This is a genomic window from Glutamicibacter sp. FBE19 (assembly GCF_015524875.1).
GTDB lineage: Bacteria > Actinomycetota > Actinomycetes > Actinomycetales > Micrococcaceae > Glutamicibacter > Glutamicibacter halophytocola.
Genome location: NZ_JACKQN010000022.1, coordinates 1 through 1,446 on the forward strand (window position 1 = coordinate 1; position 1,446 = coordinate 1,446).

The following is a 1,446-nucleotide window of genomic DNA, read 5'->3' on the forward strand; positions in this document are numbered from 1 at the left end:
GGCTCTTCGCAATCTAAGGTGTAGCAGCCTCAACAGATCCCGGACATCAGGTAGCGTGTCACGGCATGAAAAGGCCGAGAGCTTCACGAGAATGAAAGTTCCTACACAAACACCGTCGAAAGCTCTCGGCCATGCTCAATGCTACCTACTGCACCCCGGACTTGACGACATTCTGCGGCCTTCAAGACCTCGGCCTGACCGCCACCGGGCAGCACATCACCGATACCCGCGCAGTGATCGAGTGCCGAGTCGTTGAAGACGACAAATTCTGCCACCTGTGCGGCGCGCAGGGCACCGCACGGGATACCAGGATCCGCCGGCTGCACCATGCGCCATTCGGGTGGCGGCCCACTACCTTGGCTATTCGGGTGCGCCGCTACCGGTGCGCCAGCTGCAAGCACGTATGGGTGCAGGACATCTCCTTGGCTGCCGAACCGAAAGCAAAGATCTCCCGCGGCGGGCTGCGCTGGGCCTTGAAAGGCATTGTGTGCCAGCACTTGAGCATGGCCCGGGTCGCCGAGGGGCTGGGCGTTTCGTGGAACACCGCGAACACGGCGGTGCTGGCCGAAGGACAACGGGTGCTGATCAGCAGCCCGACCCGTTTTGACGGAGTCCACGTGATCGGGGTGGATGAGCATGTGTGGCGGCATGCCCGGTACGGGGACAATTACGTCACGGTCATCATTGACCTGACTCCGGTGCAGCAGCGGAGCGGACCGGCGCGGTTGCTGGATATGGTCCAGGGCCGGTCGAAGCAGGTGTTCAAGTCCTGGTTGCAGGAGCGGGACCCGGCTTGGCGTGCCGGGGTGCAGATCGTTGCGATGGACGGGTTCACCGGGTTCAAGACCGCGGCGGTGGAAGAGCTGCCGCATGCGGTGGAAGTGATGGATCCGTTCCATGTGGTGAAGCTGGCCGGCACCGCGTTGGAGAAAGCCCGGCAGCGGATCCAGCATGAAACACTGGGACGTCGGGGCCGGAGCAAGGATCCGTTGTATCGGGCCCGCAAGACGCTGCTGACCGGTGAGGAACTGCTCAGCGAACGTGGCAAAGGGCAGCTGGAGGCGTTGTTTGCTGATCCGGGACATCAGGTCGTGGAAGCGACGTGGAAGGTATATCAGCGGATGGTGGCCGCGTACCGGGCACCTTCCCCACGGGAGGGGAAGGAACGGTTGAGGGATTTGATCCATGACCTGACTAAGACCTTGCCTAGGGAAATGATCGAGGTGAGGTCTTTGGCGACAACGTTGAAGAAACGCGCCACGGATATCTTGGCGTATTTCGATCATATGGGGTCATCGAACGGGCCAACTGAGGCGATCAATGGGCGGTTGGAGCATCTTCGTGGTTCGGCGTTGGGGTTCAGGAACCTCGCGAATTACATCGCAAGGTCCCTGTTGGAGTCTGGTGGGTTCAGACCGGTGTTACACCCTTGATTGCGAAGAGCCG

The 1,446-nt window shown here is 61.1% G+C and carries 1 protein-coding gene; it reads left to right on the top strand.

Annotated features, from left to right (window positions below):
• The first annotated feature begins 131 nt into the window (after positions 1 to 131).
• Positions 132 to 1,433 carry an ISL3 family transposase gene (locus H6F58_RS17870; protein WP_195182262.1) on the top strand — a complete coding sequence of 434 codons (1,302 nt, stop codon included), beginning with the start codon at positions 132 to 134 and terminating at the stop codon, positions 1,431 to 1,433.
• Positions 1,434 to 1,446: the final 13 nt, after the last annotated feature.